This is a genomic window from Micromonospora sp. H61 (assembly GCF_018070325.1).
Classification (GTDB): domain Bacteria; phylum Actinomycetota; class Actinomycetes; order Mycobacteriales; family Micromonosporaceae; genus Micromonospora; species Micromonospora salmantinae.
This window is the reverse complement of the sequence record NZ_JAGPXY010000027.1, coordinates 62,450-84,400: the sequence shown is the minus strand read 5'-3', so window position 1 is coordinate 84,400 and position 21,951 is coordinate 62,450. Positions and strand designations below refer to the sequence as shown.

The 21,951-nt window shown below is 73.2% G+C and carries 18 protein-coding genes and 1 pseudogene; 6 read left to right on the top strand and 13 right to left on the bottom strand.

Annotation, left to right across the window (positions count from 1 at the left end):
- The 8 genes and pseudogenes from KBX08_RS33855 to KBX08_RS16225 form a co-directional block, all read right to left on the bottom strand.
- A pseudogene (locus KBX08_RS33855) lies at positions 1 to 117 on the bottom strand (SAM-dependent methyltransferase); the annotation flags it as partial.
- Between the two features lie 76 nt (positions 118 to 193).
- On the bottom strand, positions 194 to 388 hold the full coding sequence (locus KBX08_RS16255) for a DNA-binding protein (protein ID WP_210784343.1): 195 nt from the start codon (positions 386 to 388) through the stop codon (positions 194 to 196).
- A 237-nt stretch (positions 389 to 625) separates the two neighbouring features.
- Complete coding sequence (locus KBX08_RS16250; protein ID WP_112587466.1) at positions 626 to 1,111, bottom strand: DUF2231 domain-containing protein; 486 nt, start codon at positions 1,109 to 1,111, stop codon at positions 626 to 628.
- A gap of 178 nt (positions 1,112 to 1,289) precedes the next feature.
- Positions 1,290 to 2,030, bottom strand: coding sequence for a GAF and ANTAR domain-containing protein (locus KBX08_RS16245; protein WP_210784342.1), 741 nt, complete (start codon positions 2,028 to 2,030; stop codon positions 1,290 to 1,292).
- A 182-nt stretch (positions 2,031 to 2,212) separates the two neighbouring features.
- Positions 2,213 to 4,504 carry an accessory Sec system translocase SecA2 gene (gene secA2 / locus KBX08_RS16240; RefSeq protein ID WP_210784341.1) on the bottom strand — a complete coding sequence of 764 codons (2,292 nt, stop codon included), beginning with the start codon at positions 4,502 to 4,504 and terminating at the stop codon, positions 2,213 to 2,215.
- A gap of 76 nt (positions 4,505 to 4,580) precedes the next feature.
- Complete coding sequence (locus tag KBX08_RS16235; RefSeq protein ID WP_247669484.1) at positions 4,581 to 6,389, bottom strand: ABC transporter ATP-binding protein; 1,809 nt, start codon at positions 6,387 to 6,389, stop codon at positions 4,581 to 4,583.
- A gap of 41 nt (positions 6,390 to 6,430) precedes the next feature.
- Positions 6,431 to 7,519, bottom strand: a complete 1,089-nt coding sequence (locus tag KBX08_RS16230; protein ID WP_210784340.1) for a zinc-binding alcohol dehydrogenase — start codon at positions 7,517 to 7,519, stop codon at positions 6,431 to 6,433.
- Complete coding sequence (locus KBX08_RS16225; protein ID WP_210784339.1) at positions 7,512 to 8,522, bottom strand: Gfo/Idh/MocA family protein; 1,011 nt, start codon at positions 8,520 to 8,522, stop codon at positions 7,512 to 7,514. The genes KBX08_RS16230 and KBX08_RS16225 overlap by 8 nt, the downstream gene beginning before the upstream one ends.
- A 203-nt stretch (positions 8,523 to 8,725) precedes the next feature.
- Between KBX08_RS16225 and KBX08_RS16220 the strand changes: the two genes are divergently transcribed.
- The 5 genes from KBX08_RS16220 (at position 8,726) to ctaD (ending at position 14,431) form a co-directional block, all read left to right on the top strand.
- Entirely contained in the window at positions 8,726 to 9,733 is a 1,008-nt protein-coding gene (locus KBX08_RS16220; protein ID WP_210784351.1) for a glucosyl-3-phosphoglycerate synthase, read from the top strand.
- A gap of 23 nt (positions 9,734 to 9,756) precedes the next feature.
- Positions 9,757 to 10,896 carry a glycosyltransferase gene (locus tag KBX08_RS16215; protein ID WP_210784350.1) on the top strand — a complete coding sequence of 380 codons (1,140 nt, stop codon included), beginning with the start codon at positions 9,757 to 9,759 and terminating at the stop codon, positions 10,894 to 10,896.
- A gap of 84 nt (positions 10,897 to 10,980) precedes the next feature.
- Complete coding sequence (locus KBX08_RS16210; protein WP_374101946.1) at positions 10,981 to 11,439, top strand: DUF4383 domain-containing protein; 459 nt, start codon at positions 10,981 to 10,983, stop codon at positions 11,437 to 11,439.
- Between the two features lie 147 nt (positions 11,440 to 11,586).
- On the top strand, positions 11,587 to 12,315 hold the full coding sequence (locus KBX08_RS16205; RefSeq protein ID WP_210784338.1) for an ATP-binding protein: 729 nt from the start codon (positions 11,587 to 11,589) through the stop codon (positions 12,313 to 12,315).
- 124 nt (positions 12,316 to 12,439) lie between these two features.
- Complete coding sequence (ctaD, locus tag KBX08_RS16200) at positions 12,440 to 14,431, top strand: cytochrome c oxidase subunit I (RefSeq protein WP_210784337.1); 1,992 nt, start codon at positions 12,440 to 12,442, stop codon at positions 14,429 to 14,431.
- Positions 14,432 to 14,496: 65 nt separating this feature from the next.
- On the opposite strand, the gene KBX08_RS16195 is transcribed toward ctaD, so the two are convergent.
- The gene (locus KBX08_RS16195) at positions 14,497 to 15,645 is read right to left on the bottom strand and encodes a SigB/SigF/SigG family RNA polymerase sigma factor (protein WP_210784335.1); all 1,149 of its coding nucleotides are present in this window, start codon (positions 15,643 to 15,645) and stop codon (positions 14,497 to 14,499) included.
- Between the two features lie 222 nt (positions 15,646 to 15,867).
- Entirely contained in the window at positions 15,868 to 17,310 is a 1,443-nt protein-coding gene (locus KBX08_RS16190; RefSeq protein ID WP_307850565.1) for a hypothetical protein, read from the bottom strand.
- 145 nt (positions 17,311 to 17,455) lie between these two features.
- Here KBX08_RS16190 and KBX08_RS16185 point away from each other — a divergent pair, with 145 nt between their 5' ends.
- Positions 17,456 to 17,686 (top strand): CDGSH iron-sulfur domain-containing protein, encoded by a 231-nt coding sequence (locus tag KBX08_RS16185; RefSeq protein WP_210784331.1) that lies wholly within the window; start codon positions 17,456 to 17,458, stop codon positions 17,684 to 17,686.
- A 246-nt stretch (positions 17,687 to 17,932) separates the two neighbouring features.
- Here the strand turns inward: KBX08_RS16185 and KBX08_RS16180 are convergent, their stop codons facing one another.
- Genes KBX08_RS16180 through KBX08_RS16170 form a run of 3 tightly spaced genes read right to left on the bottom strand, consistent with a single transcriptional unit; the run spans position 17,933 to position 21,942 of the window.
- On the bottom strand, positions 17,933 to 19,021 hold the full coding sequence (locus KBX08_RS16180) for an iron-containing redox enzyme family protein (protein WP_210784329.1): 1,089 nt from the start codon (positions 19,019 to 19,021) through the stop codon (positions 17,933 to 17,935).
- 49 nt (positions 19,022 to 19,070) lie between these two features.
- Positions 19,071 to 20,825 carry a thiamine pyrophosphate-binding protein gene (locus KBX08_RS16175; RefSeq protein WP_210784327.1) on the bottom strand — a complete coding sequence of 585 codons (1,755 nt, stop codon included), beginning with the start codon at positions 20,823 to 20,825 and terminating at the stop codon, positions 19,071 to 19,073.
- Positions 20,818 to 21,942: a Vms1/Ankzf1 family peptidyl-tRNA hydrolase gene (locus KBX08_RS16170; RefSeq protein ID WP_210784325.1), complete on the bottom strand. Its 1,125-nt coding sequence runs from the start codon at positions 21,940 to 21,942 to the stop codon at positions 20,818 to 20,820. The genes KBX08_RS16175 and KBX08_RS16170 overlap by 8 nt, the downstream gene beginning before the upstream one ends.
- Between the last annotated feature and the right edge of the window lie 9 nt (positions 21,943 to 21,951).

The following is a 21,951-nucleotide window of genomic DNA, read 5'->3' as shown; positions in this document are numbered from 1 at the left end:
CCCCCAGGGTGGACGCTCCTCGGTGGCCCGGCCGGCCAGCCAGCCGAAGCCCCAACCGTCGACGGGCGCGGCGGCGGCCTCCGCGATCAAGTCCTCGGCGTCACGCTCAGCGGTCATGGCGGTCAGCCTCGCGGCCGCTCACCGGGCCGGCAACCCATTTGCCGCCGCGCGCCCGGGGTGTCCCCGGTGGACCTCAGCCGAGGCTGAGCCCGTGCTCCTCGAGGGCGGCCTGGAGGATCCCGAGCGCCTTCGGGCCCATGCCGTGCAGCTTGGCCAGGTCCGTCCGAGGAACGCCCGCGAGCTGGCGCAGCGCGGTGTAGCCGGCGCCGTGCAGGGCCCGGGTGGCGGGCGCGCCGATCTTCGGGAGCGTGTCCGGAGAGGAGGTCATTCGGGGATGGTAGACCGACCAGTCGCACGGGTGACGGCCCCGCGCACCAGCCCCGCCGGCCGGCCGAGCGCCCGGCTCGCGGGTCGAGCGAGCCCGCCCGGCGGGTCCGTCGGGGCGGGCAGGTCGGGCAGCGGGCAGGTCGGGCAGCGGGCAGGTCGGGCAGCGGGCAGGTCGGGCAGCGGGCAGGTCGGGCAGCGGGCAGGTCGGGTCAGCGGCGAGCCCGGCCCCCGGATCGGGTCAGGGGCGGGCGATCTCGCCTGTGGAGCCGGCCAGCGCGTCCAGGCCGCCGGACTCGGCGCGGCCGCTGTCGAACTGACGCATCAGCCGGGCGCCCAGGTGCACGCCAACCCCACCGACGGCCAGCGCGACCAGTTCGGTGACCAGGATCGCGACCGACGCGCCGCGCTGCGGGGAGTGCGACCGGACCAGGCAGGTGAGCAGGAACATGGCGGCCATCACCGCGTTCACCAGGTTGAAGGCGACGGCGGTACGGCGGGTACGGTCGCCCGGCACGTCCCACAGGTCGACCATCCCGGCCACGGCGGTCAGCGCGGCGGCGACGAGGGCGGCGACGCCGGTCCAGTAGCCGACCTCCCCGAGGAACGCGGGCCCGCCGATCACATCGGTGAGGTCGAAGACGGTGGCGCTGACGAAGAGCCCGAGCGGGAACGTCACCAGCATCGGTTGGATCGGGTGCCCCTGCACCCGCAGCCGGCTCTGCATCGGTCCTCCCCCGGGTCGGCGCAGCTCACCTGACCAGAGTGCTACCCGGGGCCGGTCGAGGCGAAACGATGCCGCCCGACTCGCCGCCGACAGGGAGAACGGGCACCGTGGCCGCGCCCACCGAGGCCGGACGGCCAGGCCGACGGATGATCGGCGCACCCGGCCCGAGCGGCCGGGGTCAGTTGTCGCGTTGGCGGGAGACCGTCCGGACCAGGCGCTCGGCCACCTCGCGCAGCGGGATGTCCAGCGACGAGGCGGCGGTGCGCAGCACGTCGAGGGCCTCGGCCGGCGGGCACCCGCGCTGCGTCATGATCACGCCGACAGCCTGGCCCACCACCCCGTCGTGCAGGAGTGAGGCGTCCCGCTCACCGGCGAGGGTGAGCTGCCGGTTGCGGTCCCGGACGGCGGCGAGCAGCAGGCCGGCGTGTTCGGCGAGCAGCATGGCGGTCAACTGGTGTTGCGGGGTCAGCAGGTCCGGCGCGGCGGCGTACAGGTTGATCGCCCCGATGACCTGGTCGTCGATGTCGACCGGTGCGGAGATCACCCCGCGTACGCCGAGGTCGCGGGCGTGCGTCGTCCAGGCCGGCCAGCGGGGCTCACCGGTCAGGTCGGCGGCGAGGATCATCTCGCGGCGGTGGATCGCGCTCATCGCCGGTGTGTCCGGCCCGTGTCGCAGGTCGTCCAGCCCGGCCAGCCCCTCGTCGGAGGCGGCCGCCCCGGCCGGCTCGCCGGCCCGCAGCGCGGTGAACCCGCACCAGCGGACCCCGGCGACGGCGTCCCGGGTGACCCGGACCAGGGCCAGCAGCGCCTCATCAAAGTCGGTCAGGGCGATCAGCCCGGCGGTCAGCTCCCGTAACAGTGCGGCTGCTTCCAGGACGCCGAGGGTGTGCACCACCGGTTCCCGCGTGTCGAGGTTCACCGGTTCGCAGCCTCCGTGCCGTCTCGCGCCTGCCCGGCACGCATCGTCACCTGTGTCATCGTCTGCTTCTCTCCCGACTCGACCGACCAGCCCTACTACCCTGGGAAACCTGGGTCGAAACGGCGTAAATCAGGGCCCCGGTCGCGCGTGGAGGCGCGATCGGGGCCCCGACGGTCGGTATGTCAGCGCGAGGCGCCGCTGAGCCGCCGCCCGATCGACGCGATCAGACGGTCGAGCTCGGACCCGAACGGGTTGTCGTGCACCAGGTACGTCCAGGTGGCGGTGGGCCGGACCAGGGTGCCGTCGTCGGGCTGCCAGTCCTCATCGAATTCGGTCTCGGTGAACGTGGCGATGGTGCGGGCCTCGATCTCCGGGATCAGGTCGTTGAACGCCGGCACCGCGGCCCGGTGGAACTCGTCCAGCGGGTCGAGCCGGCCCAGCGCGCGCAGGTGCACGCCCTCGCGGACCTCCGACAGCTCGGCCAGGTGCTCGGCCCAGAGCCGGTCCAGGTGGTAGAGCGCGATCGACCGGGCGGCGCGGGCGAGCAGGTCCTCGTCCATCTCGCCGGCCTTCTCGGGCTCCTTCTCCAGCAGCATCACCGCGGCCACGTCGCTGGTCAGCAGCCGCTCCCGGCGCGCGGCGAGGGCCTTGCGCTGCTGCTCGATCACCACGCTGTAGCGCCAGGTGTTGCGGTGGATCTCGTGGTTGACGCCCTCGGCGACCCGCTGGGCGTGCTCCACCGCGTAGTCGACCTGCTCGTCGGTCACCAGACCGTCGGCGTTCATCCGCGGCGAGGCCGGTACCGAGTCGGCGGCGTGCCGGACGACGAGGTCGTCCTCCAGGCTGACGAAGAAGACCGAGCCGCCCGGGTCGCCCTGCCTGCCGGCCCGACCGCGCAGCTGGTCGTCGACCCGCCGGCTGTCGTGCCGGCCGCTGCCGATCACGTAGAGCCCGCCCATCTCGGCGACCCGCTCCTGGTCGGTCTGGTCGCTGCCGCCGAGGCGGATGTCGACGCCCCGGCCGGCCATCTGGGTGGAGACGGTCACCGCGCCGTACGCGCCGGCCTCGGCGATGATCGCGGCCTCTTCGTCGTCGTTCTTGGCGTTCAGTACGACGCAGGGCACCCCGGCGGCGTTCAGCCCGGCGGCCAACCCCTCGGACTCCTTGACGTCCAGGGTGCCGACGAGCACCGGCCGCCCCTTGGCGTGCCAGCGCTGGATCTCGTCGATCAGCGCCTCGTCCTTCTCCGCCCGGGTGGCGTAGATGCGGTCCGGCTCGTCCTCGCGGACGCACGGGGTGTTCGGCGGGATCACCGCGACCTCGAGGTCGAAGAACTCCCGCAGTTGGTCGCCGACCAGCACCGCGGTGGCGGTCATCCCGCAGACCTTCGGGTAGAGCGCGATGTACGCCTGCATGGCGATGGTGCCGAGCACCTCGCCCTCGGCGGTGGCGTCCAGCCCCTCCTTGGCCTCGACCGCGGCCTGGAGGCCGTCCGGCCAGCGGCGGCGCTGGGCCACCCGGCCGCGCATCTCGTCGACCAGCTCGACGGAGCCGTCCCGGACGATGTAATCCACGTCACGGTGCAGCAGGGCGTGCGCGTGCAGCGCCACGTTGACCGCGGAGAGCTGCGCGACCTGCTCCTCGTCGTACAGGTCGATGCCGAGCTTGGCCTCGATGGCGGCCAGGCCGGCGGAGGTGAAGGCCACGCTGCGCCCGTCCTCGGCGACCGTGTAGTGCTTGTCCTTGCGCAGGCCACGCACCAGGGCGGCGGCGGCGTGCACCGGGTCCTGCTCGCCCGGCACCGCGCCGGCCAGGACCATCGGCACCCGGGCCTCGTCGATCATGATCGAGTCGGCCTCGTCGACGATGGCGGTGGTCAGCGTGGGCTGCACCCGGTCTTCCACGTCGGTGACCAACTGGTCGCGCAGGTAGTCGAAGCCCGCCTCGCTGACCGAGACGTAGGTGACGTCGCAGGCGTACGCGTCGCGCCGCTCCTGCGGGGTGGAGGCCTCGTTGACCCAGCCGACGGTGAGGCCGAGCAGGGTGTAGACCGGCTCCATCCACTGGGCGTCGCGGCGGGCCAGGTAGTCGTTGATGGTGAGCACGTGCACCGGGCCGTTGCCGAGCCGGACGTGCCCGTACGCGGCGACAGTGGCGGTCAGTGTCTTGCCCTCACCGGTGGCCATCTCGGCGACCTTGCCGGAGAGCAGCGACATCGCGCCGAGCAGCTGCACGTCGTACGGCCGCTGGTCGAGGCCACGGCGGGCGGCCTCACGGCCGACGGCGCAGATCTCCTCGTAACCGGCGGCGGCACCCGCGGCCGCGGTCAGCTCGGCGTCGTCGAGCGCGCTGAGCTCAGCCTCGCGCGCCTCGATCGCCGGGAGCAGTTTCTCCAGCGGAGCAAGATCCACGGTCGAGCCGGGGCGCTGGAGGAACCGCCGGAACTTGCTCTTGAACCGTTGCGACACACCCATGAGCGGCAACGGTACGCGATTCCGGGCGGCGTGCGCGGCCCGGCCGCCCGGCAAGTTGGCCTTCCTTGGCCCGCGGTCAGCCGACCAGCAGCTGGTGGCTGGCGAGTTCCCGGTACAGCGGGTCGGTGGCGGTCAGTTCGGCGTGGGTGCCCACGGCCACCACCCGGCCGCCGTCGAGGACGACGATCTGGTCGGCGTCTACCACCGTGGCGAGCCGGTGCGCCACGATCAACAGGGTCCGGCGCACCGCGACGGCGTCGATGGCGCGGCGCAGCGCGACCTCGTTGCGGGAGTCGAGGTTGCTGGTCGGCTCGTCGAGCAGCAGCACCGGCGGGCCGGCGAGCAGCGCGCGGGCGATGGCCAGGCGCTGCCGTTCACCTCCGGAGAGCAGCACACCGCCCTCGCCCACCTGCACGTCGAGGCCCAGCGGGGTGCGCCGTGCCAGGTGGCCCAGGTTGACCTCGTCGAGGACGTCGCGCAACCGGTCGTCGGTGGCGTCCGGGGTGGTGATCAGCAGGTTCTCCCGCAGCGTGCCGGCCAGCACGGGAGCCTCCTGCTCGACGTAGCCGAGCCGGGCCCGCAGCGCGTCGCGGGGCAGGTCCCGTACGTCGGTGCCGTCGAGGCGGACCGTGCCGGCGCTCACCTCGTAGAAGCGCTCGACCAGGGCCAGCAGTGTGGACTTGCCGGCGCCGGAGGGACCGACCAGGGCGGTCCGGGTGCCGGCGGGGACCGCGAAGCTGACCTCGTGCAGCACCGGCTCGCCGCCCGGGTAACCGAAGCCCACCCGGTCGAACTCGATCATCGGGGTCGGGCGGCGCGGGGTCGCCGTCGCGGCGGCGGACGCCGGGCGGTCGTCAGCGCCCTCCGCGGGCACCGCCAGGATCTCCTCGATCCGCTGGAGGGCGCCCAGGCCGGACTGCAACTGGGTGTACGCCCGCAGCACCTGACCCAACGGCAGCGCCAGCAGGAACAGGTACATGACGAACGCGACCAGGTCACCGACGGAGATCGCCCCTGCGGCGACCCTCGCCCCACCGATCCCGAGCACCAGCAGGAACGCGCCCTGCACGGTGACCGAGCCGATCGGGCCGACCAACGCCTGCACCCGGGCCACCCGCAGCCCCGCCGCGTACGCCTCCCGCGCGCTGCCGGTGACGGCCTCCGTCTCCCGGGTCTCGGCGCGGCTGGCCCGGATGGTCCGGGCCGCCGAGATGGCCCGCTCCACCGCCGAGGTCATCTCGCCGATCCGCTCCTGGGCGACCCGGGCCAGCGCCCGGACCCGGCGGGCGAAGGTGGCGGCGAAGACCAACCCCAGCGCCACGCCGAGCAGGGTGACGCCGAACAGCAGCGGGTCGAGCAGCACCATGGCCGTGCCGGCGCCGACCACCGTCACCGCCCCGGTGACCGTCTCGAACAGGCCGGAGGTGACGACCGCGCGCAGCAGTGTGGTGTCCGAGCCGACCCGGGAGAGCAGGTCGCCGGTGCGTCGGCGGTCGTACTCGGCGATGGGCAGCCGCAGCAGGTGGCCGGCGAGCCGACGCCGGGTGCCCAGCACCACTCCCTCGGCGGTGCGTTGCAGCAGGTAGTCACGCAGCCCGCCGATCGCCGCGCCGAACACCACGAGGACCACCAGCACCGCCACCAGCCGGGCCACGCCCTGCTCGGCGCCGATCCGCTCGAGCACCGACCGGGTGAGCAGCGGCTGCGCCAGCGACGCCGCCGAGCCGATCAGCGACAGCGCGCCCACCACCACCAGGGTGCCGCGGTGCTCCCGTAGGTACGGCAGCAACGCGGACAGGCCGACCGACCGGCCGGCGGGGTTGCCGCCGGCCGGCCGGCCGGTCGAGGTGTCGCCGGGAACCGGCCGGTCCTGCACGGTGCTCATGTCGCGAACGGTAGCCGCCCCCGGCACGCGGCGACGGCGGGTCAGACGGCGAGCACCACCTGAAGCTCCTGGCGGCGACGGTCGGCCAGGTCGGTGAGGAGGGCGGGTGCCTCGTCGAACGGCACCACCGCCGAGACGAGATGCTTGCGGATCGCGTCGCCGTACGTCCTGAGCAGGTCGACGGTCTCGGCGGAGAGCCGTTCGCGGTCCCAGGTGGGCGCGAGCCCGCGCGGCACCCGGCCGATCTGGGCGCAACGCAGCGACAGCCCGTTGTGGTGGAACTCCTCACCGAGGCGGACCGCGTCCGCGCCGCCCTGGTAGAAGGCGAGGTCGATGACGGTGCCCTGGGGCCGCAGCAGCCGCAGGGCGAGGTGCAGCGCCCACGCCTGCCCCCGGCACTGGAACACCACGTCGGCGCCCCGGTCGCCGGCGGTGTGCGCCCAACGGGTCTTGAGCACCACCGCGGGGTCGTCAGCGTCGGGGTCGAGGGTTTCCAGACCGAGCGCCTCGGCGACCTGGCGGCGGTGCGGGGTGGGGTCGAGCACCACCACCGACGCTGCGCCGTTGCGCCGGGCGAACAACGCCGTCAGCAGCGCCACGACACCGGCGCCGACGACGGCGACCCGTCGGCCGCGTACCCCGTCGCCGAGCGTACGGACGTCGGTGCCGTGCAGGTCGGCGGCGGCGTGCAGCAGACCGTTGGCGCAGATCGGCCCCATGTGCGCGACGTACACGCCGAGCAGCGGGTCCAGGTCGTCGGGCAGCGCCACGAACCGTTCGGCGACCGGGTCGGCCAGCCAGCCGGTGCGGTGCCCGTACGTCATCGCGCCGACCGTGCCCACCGCGACGGCCGGGGTCTCGCTCTCCACCACCCGGCCGACCTGCATGTAGCCGAGTCGGGTCACCGGGTAGGGCGTGCTGGCCGCGCCCGGCTGGAACAGGCCCAGGTCGGCGTTCCAGGTGACGTTCAGATAGGGGTTCGTGCCCTTGACGTAGCTCAGCTCGGTGCCGGCTGAGACACCGCTGAACAGCGTCTCGACCCGGAACGTGCCGGGGCGCGGCGGGGCGGCGTCCTGCTCGACGAGGTCGACCCGGCCGGGGCCGGTGACCACCACGACCTTGTCACGCATCGACTGTCACCCCGGTGGCGAGCGCCGTCGGCGCGGTCGCGGTGGTGAGCCGCACCGTGGCACCGGTACGGGCCGAGTCGGCCACCGCGAGGGCCAGGCGCTGGGTCGCGAGGGCCTCGGCGTACGGGACGCGCACGTCGTCGCCGATGCCGCGGACGGCGTCGACGAAGGCGCGGTCCACAGCCACCCGGGCAGCCTCCGGGTCGGCGGTGACGTGTCGTTCGCCGTCGGCGTCGCGGATCGACAGCCCGTCCTCGGTGATCGCGAGGGCCAGCCCGTCGGCGAGGATCTCCAGGCCGGCGCGGTGCTTCCAGCCCAGGACGCAGGCGGCGCTGAGCGTGCCGACCGCGCCGTCGGCGAAGCGCAGCGCGGCGGTGGTCACCGAGTCGATGTCGGCGCCGTCGACCGGCGGTGGGGTGCCGTTGCCGTACGCGGTGACCTCGGTGACCTCGCCGGCCAGCACGCGGATCAGGTCGAGCACGTGGGCGGCCTGCTCGACCACCGGCCCGCCGGAGCGGTCCCGCCGCGACCACCACGCCACCGGGGGCACCTTGTCCAGCCAGGTGCCGCTGACCATTCGCACCGGACGGTCGGCGAGCAGGTCGCGGGCCTGGTCGAGCACGCTCAGGTAGCGCCAGTGGTGGCCGACGGCGGTGCGCAGCCCGCGCCGCGCGACCAGGTCGGCGATCCGCTCGGCGGTGCTCAGGTCGACAGCGACGGGCTTCTCCACGAACATCGGCAGCCCGGCCTCGATCACCGCCTCCTCGGCGGGGCCGTGCGCGAACGGTGGCACGCAGACGTACACGGCGTCCGGCTCGGTGGCCAGCAGCTCGGCGACGTCGGCGCAGGCCCGCCCGCCGTGCTGTGCGGCCAGCGCGGACGCGGCCTCCGGCGCGACGTCGGTGACCCCGACCAGCTCGACGTCGTCGAACCCGGCCAGCACCCGCGCGTGACGCTGCGCCACGCCGCCGGCTCCGACCAGACCCACCCGGCAGTTCCGCATCCCGACACCCCTTCGAAGACGTTTCATGTGCGATGGGAGCAGTCCCCTGAGCTGTGCGCAATCAAACGTTCATCCCCCGGGAACGAATTGTCGTCACCGCTGTGATCAAGCTGTTGCCGAGAATGCGGTTAGCGCGTGATGAGGAATGGGAACAACCAAATTCGGTTTTTCCACGCACGAACGGAGGGGTGCCCGTGCGGGATATGACATCGAGCGTGTCGCCGGTGGTGGAGGCGTGGGCCACGTACCGGACTACGTCGGCGGCCGACTGGCCGACCCGTCGGCTGATGCGCGCCAAGGGTGAGACCCGGGTCAGCGTGGTGCTGCCGGCGCGCAACGAGGAGGCCACCGTCGGCGCGATCGTGTCGACCATCAGGGAGCACCTGATGGATCGGGTGGCCCTGGTCGACGAGTTGATCGTGGTGGATTCCCGCTCGACGGACCGGACCGCGCAGGTGGCCCGCGCCGCGGGCGCGGAGGTGGTCAGTCAGGACGCGATGACCCGGGGGTTGCCCCGGCTCACCGGCAAGGGCGACGCGCTCTGGGCCGGGCTGGCCGCCGCCGAGGGAGACGTGGTGGCGTTCATCGACGCCGACCTGCGGGAGTTCCGGCCGCACTTCGTGAGCGGGCTGCTCGGCCCGCTGTTGACCGACCCGTCAGTCGACTTCGTGAAGGGCTTCTACCACCGGCCCCTGGTGGGCACCGCCAGCGTGGAGCAGGACGGCGGGGGCCGGGTGACCGAGTTGATGGCCCGACCGCTGCTCAACCTCTTCTGGCCCGAGCTGGCCGGCTTCGTGCAGCCGCTCGCCGGCGAGTACGCGGGTCGCCGGGACGTGCTGGCCCAGGTGCCGTTCGTCTCCGGGTACGGGGTGGAGACGGCCATGATGATCGACCTGCTCGACCTGGTCGGCCTGGACGCGCTGGCGCAGGTCGACCTCGGTGAGCGCAAGCACCGCCACCAGGACACCGCCGCCCTGGGTCGGATGTCCGCGCAGATCATGTTGACCGCATGGTCGCGGCTGCAACGGCGCGGCTGGGCGACCCCCGGGTTTGCGCCGGAGGCGTTGCTGACCCAGTTCCGGCGCGGTGGTTCGGACACCCTGCCTAACCTGGACCGCGAGATCGTTGTCAGCGACGTTTCCATCGAGGAGCGCCCGCCGTTGGCCGAACTGCGCCACCGGGTGCCCCGCCGCCGGGTGGCCGCCGCGTGAGCGCGACGAGCCTCACCGTGCTGATGAACGCCGGCCCGTGGCTGTCGGTGCCACCGCCCGGTTACGGCGGCATCGAGAACGTCATCGCCACGCTGGTGCCGGAGCTGCGGCGACTCGGCGTACGGGTGGTGCTCGCCTCGGTGGGCAGCAGCACCCTGCCGGTGGACGAGCAGATCTCGGTCTTCGCCGACGGGCAGTTCGCCGCGTTGCAGCGGCCGTACAACCAGGTCTGCGGGATCGCCCAGGCGCACCTGGCCGGGGTGGTCCGGGAGTTGCACTCCCGCGACGACATCGACCTGGTGCACGATCACGTCGAGGCGGTCGGGCTGGCCACCCTCGCCGCGATGGGGCCGGCCGGACCGCCGACCCTGCACACCCTGCACTGGGACCTGGCCAAGCACCCGGCGCTCTACGGCAGCCTGGACGGCGGCGACCGGGTCCGGGTCAACGGCGTCTCCGCGTCGCAGCTGGCCCGCGCCCCGCTGGCGCTGCGGGAGCACTCGGTGGGGCACGTGCACCTGTCCACGCCGCTCGCCGTGGACGCCGACCGGCGGCCCCGACCGGACAAGGGCGAGCACCTGCTCGTCCTGGGCCGGATCAACCCGGGCAAGGGGCAGGACGTGGGTGCCCGGCTCGCGCACCGGGTCGGTATTCCGCTGGTGCTGGCCGGCCCTGTCGGCCCGTACCATCGGCCGGCCGACCTGGCCGCGGCCGGCGACGAGGCCCGGCAGAACCCGGACGTGCGGTTCTTCCTCGACGAGGTGGCACCGCACGTCGACGGTGACCTGGTCCGCTGGGTCGGCACGGTGGCCGGCCAGGAGCGCGACGACCTGCTCGCCAGCGCCCGCGCGTCGCTGTTCCCGCTGCGGTGGGAGGAGCCGGGCGGCACTGCGGTCGTCGAGTCGCTCGCCCTGGGTACGCCGGTGGTGGCCACCGCCCGGGGTTGCCTGCCGGAGCTGATCGAGCACGGCCGTACCGGGCTGCTCACCACCGACGAGGAGGAGTTGGGTGACCTCGTCCTCGCCGCCGAGTTGCTCGACCCCGACGAGTGCCGGCGGGTGGCCGCGCAGCGCTTCACGCCCGCGGTGATGGCGCGGCGTTACGTCGAGCTGTACGAGCGGGTCCGGCAGTCGGCGAGCGCGCCGAGGTTGCTGCCGGCCTGACCGACGGCGGGGCCGGCCGGTTTGCCGGTCGCGCCAGCGGGTAGCCGGCAGCGCTCATGCCCGCCGCGCGACGAGGAGCCGGGAATGGTCGGACCGATGGCGCACTCACGGGCCCGACCCAACCCGGCCGACGGCAAACCGCCGGTCCGGCGCGCGGCGGCGACGGTGGGGGTGCTGTTCCTGCTGGTCGGTGTGCTCGGCTTCGTGCCGGGGATCACCACCGGCATGGACGCGCTGCGCTTCGCCGGCCACGACTCGGGCGCGTTCCTGTTCGGCGTCTTCCAGGTGTCGGTGCTGCACAACCTGGTGCACCTGGCGTACGGGGTGGTGGGTCTGCTGTTGGCCCGGACGGTCACCGGCGCTCGAGCGTTCCTGATCGGCGGCGGCGCGGTCTACCTGGTGCTCTGGTTGTACGGGCTGGCGGTGGACCACGACACCGGGGCGAACGTACTGCCGGTCAACGACGCCGACGACTGGCTGCACCTGGGGCTCGGCGTCGGCATGATCGCACTGGGCGTCCTGACCGGCCGGCCCCGTCGCTGACCGCCGACCTTCTGCTCGACCGGCCGTACCCGTCCCTGACCTGGGGTTGCGGGGCGTGACCTGCCTCGCTCCGTCGTCGGTCCGGTTTGATCGGGAACGGCCAAGGGTAGTTGGCAGATCCCGACCCAGCAGCGAATTGAGGCGCCGATGTCGAGCGGGATCACCTGCGAGGTGCGCACCACGGCACCGGTGGCGGTCGTCCGGCTCACCGGTCCCCTGCACCTGGGCACGATGCGCTCGGTGCACCGGGCGCTCAACGACGCGCTGGTCGACCAGCCGGAGGCGCTGGTGGTCGACATGGCCGGGGTGAGCGTGGAGGACAGGTTGGCACTGTCCGTGTTCGCCGCGACCGCCCGCCGGGCGGAGGAGTGGCCGGCGGTGCCGGTGCTGCTCTGCTCCCCGTCGCCGGTCGCCGCACGATGGCTGGCCGAGTCGACCACGTGCCGGGTGCTCCCGGTCTCCGCGGACTGCGCGGAGGCGACCCGGTTGGCCGGCACGACGTCCACGTTGCGGATGCGGGCCCGGCTGGAGCCGGTGGCCGGGGCCTGCCGGCGGGCCCGGGAGTTGGTCACCGACGCGTGCGCGCGGTGGAACCTGCCCGACGCGTCCGGCCCGGCCGCGTTGGTGCTCAGCGAACTGGTGGGCAACGTGGTGCGCCACGCCGGCACGCCGATGCAGGTGACGGTGACCCTGCGGCGGCCGTATCTGCACCTGGCGGTGGTGGACGGCAGCGGCGCCCAGGCCCGTGCGGGCGGGACGGACCTGCACGCCGAGGGTGGGCGAGGGTTGATGCTGGTCCGGGAGCTGACCCAGCGGTGGGGCAGCGTGCCAGCCGGGCAGGGCAAGGCCGTCTGGGCGATGCTGCCGGCAACCTGACCGTTCGAGGCGCTTGCGCCGGTACTGGCGATCTGCCCGAAATTACCGTCGTTGGCTGGTTACATGGTGCGAGGGTGGGTAGAGCACGCCCGTCCTTTCTGCCGTCACGACGGGGTGAGCAGCCATGCCCAAGCGGGTAACCACAGAACCCGGTCGAGATCGGGGCCCGGCGATCCTGGCACCGGCCCGTTTCGGGGGCTTCCCGGGAGCGGTACGCACGCCGGTCCCCGGCAACTCCCTGATCAAGTTCCTCGCCACGACCGACCACAAGCAGATCGGCCTGCTGTATCTGCTGACCTCCTTCGGGTTCTTCCTGCTGGCCGGCCTGGAGGCGATGCTGATCCGGGCCGAACTGGCCCGCCCGGGGATGCAGTTCCTCTCCTCCGAGCAGTACAACCAGCTCTTCACCTCGCACGGCGCGGTGATGCTGCTGCTGTTCGCCACGCCGGCGGCGTTCGGGTTCGCCAACTACATCGTGCCGATCCAGATCGGCGCACCGGACGTGTCGTTCCCCCGCCTCAACGCGCTCGCCTACTGGCTGTACCTCTTCGGCGGCCTCATGGTGGTCGGCGGGTTCCTCGCCCCGGGCGGCTCGGCGGACTTCGGCTGGACCGCTTACGTCCCGCTCAGCAGCGTCGAGAACAGCCCCGGGGTGGGCGCGAACATGTGGGTGCTCGGCCTTGTCGTCTCCGGGCTCGGCACCATCCTCGGCGCGGTCAACCTGATCACCACGATCCTCACGCTGCGCGCGCCCGGCATGACCATGTTCCGGATGCCGATCTTCACCTGGAACATGCTGTTCACCAGCGTGCTGGTGATCCTCGTCTTCCCGCTGCTGGCCGCCGCCCTGCTGGCGCTCTCGGCCGACCGGTTGCTCAACGCGCACGTGTACGACGCGGCCACCGGCGGCCCGATGCTCTGGCAGCACCTGTTCTGGTTCTTCGGCCATCCCGAGGTCTACATCATCGCGTTGCCGTTCTTCGGCATCATCACCGAGATCATCCCGGTCTTCTCCCGCAAGCCGCTCTTCGGCTACACCGGGATCGTGCTGGCCACCATCGCCATCACGGTGCTGTCGATGACGGTCTGGGCGCACCACATGTTCGCCACCGGCCAGGTGCTGCTGCCGTTCTTCAGCATCCTGAGCTACCTGATCGCGGTGCCCACCGGTGTGAAGTTCTTCAACTGGATCGGCACCATGTGGAAGGGCCAGCTCACCTTCGAGACGCCAATGCTGTTCGCCATCGGCTTCCTGGTCACCTTCCTGCTCGGCGGCCTCACCGGCGTCCTGCTGGCCAGCCCGCCGGTCGACTGGCACACCCACGACAGCTACTTCGTGGTGGCGCACTTCCACTACGTGGTGTTCGGCACCGTGGTCTTCGCCCTGTTCGCCGGCTACTACTTCTGGTGGCCGAAGATGACCGGGCGCCTGCTCGACGAGCGGCTCGGCAAGGCGCACTTCTGGACCATGTTCATCGGCTTCCACGGCACCTTCCTCGTGCACCACTGGCTGGGCAGCGAGGGCATGCCCCGCCGGTACGCCGACTACCTGCCCACCGACGGCTTCACCACCCTGAACACGATCTCCAGCATCTTCGCGTTCATCCTCGGTCTGTCCACCCTCTTCTTCATCTACAACGCCTGGAAGTCCTGGCGGTACGGGGCGATGGTCACGGTGGACGACCCGTGGGGCTTCGGCAACTCCCTCGAATGGGCCACCACCTGCCCGCCGCCGCTGCGCAACTTCGACCGGATGCCCCGGATCCGCTCCGAGCGCCCCGCCTTCGACCTCAAGTACGGCCCGCTCGTCGCCGATCTGGGCCGCGACCTGCCACAGCGCACCACCAAGCCGCCACAGCACTTCGCCGAGGAGCTCCGGATGGAACACCACGCCCCGGAGTCGCCGTCCGCCGAGGGCGCGCACGGCGCCCGCGACGCGGTCGACTACCAGCCGGCGCCGCGCTCCGGCGCCCGGCCGGTGGACGTGCCGGAGCCCGAGGGCGTGCGCCGGCCGAGCTTCGAGCAGAGCGACCCGCCGCAGGACGCCGAGGACGCGCCGAAGCCGCACGAGCGCTGGCGCCACCCGCACAGCGACGGCAACCCCGAAGAGCACTGACCAGGGGTACGCGCAGAGGGGCCGACACCCAGCGGGATGTCGGCCCTTCGCTTGTCCGGGTGCGGTCAGTCCCGGGCCGGCGACAGGCCGGCGGCGGTGAGCGAGCGGCGTACCGCGGGCTGGACCCGGGTCAGCCGCAGCGGCACGCCGGTCCGCTCCGCCGCGTCCCGACCGGCCATCAGCGCGGCGATCCCACCGGCGTCGAAGCCACCCGCGCCGACCAGGTCGACGACCACCTCGCTGGGCTGGCCGGTGACCGCCTCCAACATGGCCCGGCGTAGTTGGTCCGCGCCGTCGCGGTCGATCTCGCCGCCGACCTCGACCACCACCGAGTCGCCGTTCTGCTTGACCGAGATCCGGGTCTTGCCCGGGTCGGGTTCGGCGGCGCCGTTCTGCCACGGCGGCGGCGCGTCGGCGAGCATCGCCTGGCGCAGCCAGGTGAGCGCCCGCGACAGCAGCCGGGACACGTGCATCTGCGAGATGCCGAACCGGGCGGCGATCTCCGCCTGGGTCTGGTTGCCGTAGAAGCGCATCGCGAGGATCCGTCGCTCACGCCAGGGCAGTCGGTGCAGCAGACCGCTCACCGTCACCCGGTCGTCGACCGACTCCAACGCGTTGTCCGACTCGCCGACCAGGTCTCCGAACTCGGCGGAGCTCTCCCCACCCACCGGCGCGTTCAGCGAGGCCGGACTGTAGCCGGCCGCCGACTCCAGGGCGGCGAGGATCTCCTCCTCCGGGGTCTCCAGCCGGGCGGACAGCTCGGCCACCGACGGGGCCCGGGACAGCTCGCTGGTGAGCGCGGCGGTGGCCTGGCCCACCTCGAGGATCAGGTCCCGCAGGCGACGGGGCACGTGCACACCCCAGGTACGGTCCCGGAAGTGCCGTTTGATCTCGCCCACGATGGTGATCGCGGCGTACGCGGTGAACGAGCCCCGTTCCGGGTCATAGCGGTCGACGGCGTTGACCAGTCCCAGCCGGGCCACCTGCTCCAGGTCCTCCAGCGGCTCCCCCCGCCCCCGGTACCGGCGGGCCAGCCGACCGGCGAACGGCAGCGCGAAGCGCACCAGGTCGTCCCGGGCCTCCCCCCGCCGCTCCGGCGGCAGCCCGGCGATCCGGGCCGCGTACGCCATCGCCGCCGCGTCGAGATCCTCCAGACCTCGATCGTTGGGTGGTGGTGGGGTCGTGGTCGTGGTCGTGCTCGTCTGTCCGAACATCCGCGCCTCCCTCAGGAAGGTCCCCCGCCCGGATCGGGAAACCGGTCGTGCGCGTGGTCGAGCCACGCACCGGGCCGGAAAGTGGGTCAGTGACTGGGATGCCAGCGGGCGACACCGCCTCTACGCAGCGCAATCAGGCCGTCGCAGCCAGCGATGTTCCCGCTCCGTAGGTACTCAATCACGGGACCCCGGGTTCGCGAGGATGTTTCGGCGTGCTCCGTCTCAGGAGACCAACAACCCCTGGTGGCCGCCGCTGTCGCGGAGCACGGCCAACGCCTCGGCGACCCCCAGCGGGGGCGGCGCGGGCAGGTCGTACGGCTGGGCGCGCAGCACCTCGGTGGCCCGGCGGGTGGGCACCGAGGTGACCGGGTAACCCCGGGCGGTGGTGCGGTCCAGCGCCCGACGCCGCCGGCCGAACCCGGCCACGGCCAGCCACTGCGGCAGCCCGGCCAACGCGGGTGAGCGCACCCCGGGCGGCTCGGGCAACACGTCCACCGAGCTGAACGCCTCACTGCCGGCGAGCCACCACTCGGCCTCGTCGACGCTACGGCGGGTGGCGTTCTCACACCAGTACGGCACCAGCCCCGCCCGCACCACCTGCCACGGGTCGAGCAGTCGACCGCACTCCACCACCAACCGGTCACCGGTCTTGCCGGCGCGTCGCAGCCACCGCCGGTACAGGTCGGCCACGCCCGCGCTCAGCGCCGCCGGCCGGGGCACCAACACCCGGTGCAGCGGGTGCTGGTGCCGGGTGGACCAGTCCCGCGCGGCCAACTCGAAGCCCGAGTCGACGCCGTGCTCGGCGTACGCCGACGACACTGACACCTCCGGCGGCTCCCACCGGGTCGCGTCGCCGCCGACGGAGCGCAGAACCTGCCGCAACGCGTGGCTGTCCGGGTGGAAGTCCACCGGGTCCAGCCCACTGCCCGGGCAGCCGACCTGGAAGCTGTGCCCCGGTCCACGCTCCAGCACCGGCCAGGTGCGCGCGTCGCGGACCAGCAGCACGGGGGCACCCGGCAGCAGCAGGTCGGCCAGAAACCGCGCGTACGCGGCCGGTAGGGCCCTCCACGCGGCGGTCAGCGACACGGTCGCCCCGGTCAGTGCGCCCCGGCTGGCCGGGCAGTGCACCTGGCGCAGGTGCAGGTCGGCGTTGCCGGCGAGCAACCGGGTGGCGAGTGCCGCGCCATGCTCCGCGGCGTCCGCCGGGCGGTCCACCCCGCCGTCGGACCAGTGCACGGTCATCTCGAAGCCCGCCGGCAGCCACGGCACGCCGAGGGCCACCGCGAGGTGCGCGGCCGCGCCGTGCGGAGAGCCGATCAGCACCCCGGGGTAACGCCGACGGGGGTACTGGTCGACGAACCAGCGGGCCACCCTTGCGGCGTCCACCTCGTCGACCTGGGCCACGGTGAGCGCGACCCGGCCGGCAGCGCGGGTGACCGCGGCACGGCGCACCGGCTCGGGGGCGCCGGGGAACCGCGACGTCGGCCCGGTGTGCCCGAGGTCGGCGCAGTCGACCCCGCGCAGTGCCCGGGCGGTGGCGGCGACCAGCACCCGGGCGGAGCTGCCCGCGGCCACGACCCGGTCGCCGGCGAGACCGGCGCCATCGGCCGTGAGCCCCTTGTGCACCTTGTGCACCGGCCCCACCTTGCCTTTTTCGCTCACCACGCGGCCGGGCTTCCCGTCCCGATGGGGTTCAAACGGGGCATCACCCACTCGGCGGCACATTCCGCTGGTCAGCGGGGTGCGCCGGTCATCACCGGCGTTCGGCGGCGCGGGTTTCGCCAGGGTCAGGACGGGCACTTCCGGGGCCATGCGCACCGACGACACCAGCGAGCCAGCCGCCGCCACGATCACCCCGTACGAGGACGGACCGTTGCTGGTCCGCGGCGACTTCGCGTTGGTCACCCCGGATGGCGATCGCATCGACGCGCGGCGGGGCACTGTGGCGTTGTGCCGGTGCGGCAAGTCGGCGCTCAAGCCGTTCTGCGACGGCACCCACAAGGCGATCAACTTCCGCGCGGGCTCCACCCGCGAGGGCTGACCCCTGGTCGCGCCGGGTCACGGGGCGGAAAACGAGGAGGGGCCACACCCCAGGCAGGTCCCCTTTGCTCTGCACCCGCCCACGCACCAGGCACGGTCCGTAACTGGCGCGTGGGCGGGTGCAGAGCAAAGGGCGGACCCGGGACGGCGCGCCCCACCCGAACAGCCGGTCGTCCAAGCCCGCCGACCCCCACACGCCCGCGCGTGATCCACCCGTCGGCTTCCCGGACGTGACAAGCCCCTCGGATCAGACGAGCGCGGGCGGGGCCACCTCGGGCGGCGCGACAAGCGAGACCTTGGGCGGCACGGCCGGCGGGGCGGGTGCGCGCAGTGAGCTACGGCCGGCGGCCCAGCTGTCCAGCAGGTGCGCGGCGAACAGCCGGTCCACCGCGAGCCCGGCCGCCGCGCCGAAGAGCACATCCGAGGCGAGGGCCGGCTCGACGCGGACCAGGCCGCCGCACATGTCGTGCGCGGCGATCTGCTCGTGCACCGCGTCGGCCTCGACGTGCTCGTCGTAGAAGCGGGTGGCCACCTCGTCGAAGCCGAGCCGGCGCAACCCGTTGCCGTAGCGGCGGTTGGGCTGCGAGGAGGTCATCTCGAACGCGGCCAGGTGCCCGAGCAGCGCGCCGCGCAACCGTCGGTGCAGCCCGAACAGCGACATCAGGTTGTTGGTCGCCAACGTCACCGCAGGCGCCACGTCGATGTGGGTGCCGTAACCGGTGTCCAGGCCCAGCCGGTCGAGGGTGCTTCGGAACAGCTCGGCGTGCATCCGGTCCAGCCGCCCGTTGCCGTACTCGTCGGTCTGGATCTCCACGAGCGCGGCCTTGGCCGGACCGCCGAGGCGGGGCAGCGCCCAACTGTGCGGGTCCGCCTCCCGCAGGTGGTAGACGGAGCGGTGGACGACGAACTCACGGAACTGGGTGAGGTCGGCGCGGCGTTGCAGCGTCGCGGCCAGCGCCGGACCGTCGTCGGCCGCGACCAGCTCGGCCAGGCCGGCCGCCACCCCGGCGGCGGGCACCGACAGCGCGCCGACCAGCCGACGCAGCGCCGCCTCGAAGACCCGTTCGCAGCGGGCACGCACCGCCAGCAGCGTCGGCTGCCACTCCCACGACTCGTCCACCCCGAGCCAGCCCCGGTAGTGCAGCTCGTAGCAGAGGAACAGCGTCAGCTGCAGGTCCTCGTCGATGATCGGGGCCGCCGGGTGAAGGTCGACGCCGAGATCGGCCGGCAGGTCGTACGGTGGGTGCCGCAGAGCCTCCACGACCGCCGCGGAGAGCGGACCCCGTGCCGTCGGCAGGGTCGCGGGACCGTAGCGGCGGTCGGCGGGCTCGGACATGGGACCTCCAGCGTCGTCGGGCCGCTACTCATGCCCTGGTCCGGGGTGGCTAAACGAGGTCGTCGGCGTTCGCGGTGACCTCCACCTGCTCGCGGACCTTCCGGGCCGGAGCGCCCTCGGCGTACAGGCCCCGCAGGTCGGCGAAGGAGGGTTCCGGCGGTGCCAGCGACACCGCCGGGTCGACGACCGCCTCCAGTACGCAGGGACGGTCCGCGGCGAGGGCCTCGTCCCAGGCCGCGCCGACCAGCTCCGGGCGGTCCACCCGCACCCCGTGCAGCCCCAGCAGCCGGGCCCACCCGGCGTACGGCACGTCGGGGCGGCGGTGGGTCGGATCGGACGACGGTTGTCGCCCGCCACCCATGCCGTTGTGATCCCGGTTGTTGAGCACCAGCACCACCAGCCGCGGGTCGCGCCACTGCTGCCACAGGTGCGAGACGGTGATCAGTTCGGCGAGCCCGTTGAGCTGCATCGCCCCGTCACCCACCAGCGCGACCACCGGCTGGTCGGGCGCGGCGAGCTTGGCCGCCACCGCGTACGGCAGCGCGCAGCCCATCGAACCGAGGGTTCCGCACAGCTGCGCGTTGACCCCCGGCGGCAGGGTGAGGTGCCGGGCGTACCAGTAGAGAACCGAGCCGACGTCGACGGCGACAGCGCCGGTGCCCGGCATCCGGGCGGACAACTCCTGCAGGACGAGCTGCGGGTTGACCGGGTCCGCGGCGGCGGCGGCCCGCTCGGCGGCGACCTCCCGCCAGCGGTCCACCGAACTCTCCACCGTGGCGCGCCACTGCTGTTCGGGCCGGCCGCGCAGTCGGCTCAGCAGCGCCCGCAGCGTCTCGGCGGCATCACCGACCAGCGGCACGTCGGCCGGGTAGCGGGTGCCGATCCGGCGTCCGTCGATGTCGATCTGCACCGTGCGCGCCTGCTCGGGCATCGGGAAGTAGTCGGTCCACGGGTCGTTGGTGCCGACCATCAGCAGCGTGTCGCAACCACCCATCAGCTCGGCCGCCGCCGGGGTGCCGACCTCGCCGAGCACCCCGGTGTGGAACGGCAACCGCTCGTCGAGCACCGGCTTGCCGAGCAGCGAGGTGGCCAGGCCGGCGCCCAGCCGGTCGGCGATCTCGATGATCTCGGCGGCCGCGTCCCGACCACCCTGGCCCACCAGGATCGCGGTCCGCTGGCCGCCGCCGAGCAGCTGCGCGGCGGCGTCCAGGTCCACCTCGTGCGGCAGGACCCGGGCCAGCGGTTCGCCGGGGGTCGCCGTGATCACCCCAGCGCCGTACGACTGCAGGTCGGGCACCAGCGCCTCCTGCAACTGTCGGGGCAGCACCACGCACGTCGGGCTGCGGGTCGCCGCCGCCGTCCGGAACGCCTGGTCCAGCAGCGCCGCCACCTCGTCGGGGCTGCGGCCGTACCGGACGAACTGGTTGCACACGTCCCCGAAGAGCCGGCTCAGCCCGATCTCCTGGTGCGCGCCGCCGAGCGGCCCGGAGATGTCCTCCCCGACGATGGCCACCACCGGCTTGCTGTCCAGCTTGGCGTCGTAGAGGCCGTTGAGCAGCTGGACGGCGCTGGGGCCCTGGGTGGCGAGGCAGACCCCGATGCCGCCGGTGAACTTGGCGTGCCCGGTGGCCATGAACGAGGCGGTCTCCTCGTGCCGGGCCGGAATGAACGCCGGCTCGCCGCCGGTGCGGTCCAGCGCGTCGACCAGTGGAGCGATCGCCTCGCCCGGGTACCCGAAGGCGCGGGGCACCCGCCAGGCCAGCAGCCGCTCCACCACGACGTCCGCAACCGTTCGGTCAACCATTGCCGCGCCCCGGTGTGCCGGGGTCGACGTAGCGCAGTACCGCGCCGACGCCGTCGGTGAGGTCGGGCGCCTCGTCGGCGCCGAGCACCGTCAGTGCCGCGTCGGTGCCCACGAGCGCTCGGACCAGCGCCGCGTCGGCGCGTACCCGCTTCGGGTCGGCGACCGACATGGCGGCCAGCTGTCCCGGGTCGACGGCGATCTCGGTGGGTTCCGCGCCGATCCACAGCTCACCGTTGGCCGACGGGTCGTCCACGATGAGCATCATGTCGACCTGGTTGCGTTGCAGGGCCGAGACGACAGCGTCAAGCCCGCCGCCCACGTCCTCCTGCACGCCGAACTTGTCCAGCGCGTCGCTGATCCGCTGGTCGGCGATCTCCGCGATGGTCTGCACGGTGAGGTCGTCCAGCATCGTCTGGTCGGCGCCGCCGGCCCGTGACCCGGCATCGGTACGGACCACCAGGTCCTGCCAGCGCTCCGGCATCTGGGCGGCGATCATTCCGGTGGCCCGGACGTCACCGGCGACCACCACCACGTCCGCGCCGACCCGGTCGGCCAGCTGCACGGTCGCCGCGGTGACGTCGCCGGCGTTCTGGTGCCACGCCTCCATGGCCGCCCGCTGGTAGCGCGACTGGGACCAGCCGCCGGGCTTCGCCCGTCGCAGCGGGTACTCGTCCCGGCCGGCGACGTGCGCCCGCCGGGGCACCCCGCCGGCGCTGACCGCCATCGCGTCGGCGCCGAGCCGGTCGGCGATCACACGCACCCAGGCCACCTGCTCACCGCGCTGGGCGAGCAACGGCATCACGTGCGGCAGCGGCCCCACGTGGGCCAGGTCCCGCAGTGGCGGTGCGGACAGGTACTCGGACAGCACCACCTGGCCGTGACTTGCGAAGAGCGCCAGGCCATAGTCCCCGACCATCGGATCATGACCTCGGACCACCCGGTCCAGCGCGGCGATGTTCGCCTCGTCCGCCCCCTGTGCGGCCAGGCTGCGTTCCAGGGCACGCCAGCGCAGATCCAACGCGGGATGGGCGTCCTCCGTGTCCGCGGAGGCGTCCAGATACACCGAGCACCACGGCCCGGGACGGTCGTAGAGCGGGCGCAGGAAGGACAGCTGCATGCTCGACCC